Source organism: Streptomyces sp. NPDC053755 (genome assembly GCF_040677675.1).
Taxonomy (GTDB): domain Bacteria; phylum Actinomycetota; class Actinomycetes; order Streptomycetales; family Streptomycetaceae; genus Streptomyces.
In genome coordinates this window covers 1-1,179 of record NZ_JBFASK010000087.1, presented here as the reverse complement: position 1 = coordinate 1,179, position 1,179 = coordinate 1, and the positions used below count along the sequence as shown (strand labels likewise).

Below are 1,179 nucleotides of genomic sequence, written 5' to 3'. Positions count from 1 at the left end.
GCTGGCCGTAGTCGATGCGCGAGAGGTAGCCGTCGCGGTGGTACTCGACCGGGGCCTTGAAGTTGAAGTTCCGCGCGTAGTAGTTCAGGTCGCGCTTCCACCACAGCGACATGGCGTTGCCGTGGATGTCCTCGACGTAGTCGAGGTTCCAGCGCCAGGCCTGGTTGCAGAAGGAGTTCTTCCAGTCACCGGCCTTATAGCACGGCTCGCCCGCGTGGTTGCCGTACACCGGCACGGCCAGGACCGAGTCGGTGTAGGGGTCGTCGGCGGCGGTGCCGTTGTCCGACCAGCCCGGGAGCTTGTTCAGACCGAAGTGGTACTTCGTACCGTCCTTCGTGGTGACGACCCAGTACTCACCGTCGGCATCCTTGATCATGCCGGTGCCGGTGCGCGGGTCCTTGGTGGTGTCCTTGATCCGCTCGATCTTGGAACCGTCACCGTTGGCCGTGAACCAGGTGTTCTTGGCCGCGTCCCACACCAGCTCGGTCGTCATGCCACCGAGGCTGAGGGTGGCGTTCTCCGAGCCGTAGCACTGGTCCGCCGTCTTGTGGGTGGCGTTGTTCGAGCCGGCCCGCTTGGAGTCCTCGCGGCAGTTGGCGTACGTGCGGGTGATGGAACCCGCGTTGTAGTCCCAGCCGTCACCGATCCAGGAAGCCTGGTTGTTGGTGGAGGAGGTACGACCGTCGACCGACTGGGACGAGTAGCCCAGGCCGATCTTCGGCATCAGACCGCCGGCGGTCTCGGGGACCTGCACCTGGTAGTTGTAGGTGAACGCGCCCGAAGACGAGCCCGAGGACCAGGACCCGGAGGACAGCAGCGGGGAAGCGGTGAAGTCACCGGACACCGAGGAACCGGTGTCCATCATGCCGACCGCGCCCCCGCCGGTCGACGTCCCGGCGGCCGAGAAGGACGCCTTGCGGGCCGCGCTACCGGTGCCTGCCTCGTCGTCGAGGAGCTTGGCGACCGGGATCGTGCCGGTCAGGACCGTGCGGGTCTTGGCGCCCTTGGCCGCGGTGGACTTGGTCGGGGCGTCCGTGGCGGGCACCTCCGCCACCGACGTCTTCAGACGCTCGAAACCGGCGTCCTCGTCCTTGCCCGCCATCGTGGTGGTGCCGTCGTCGGCGCACTCACCCGCGTTCGGGTCGGAGTACACACACTCCGGCAGCAGCGTCAGACCGA

The 1,179-nt window shown here is 66.9% G+C and carries 1 pseudogene; it reads right to left on the bottom strand.

The window, feature by feature from the left end:
* Positions 1 to 1,179, bottom strand: a pseudogene (locus AB0K65_RS32345) (sugar-binding protein); the annotation flags it as partial.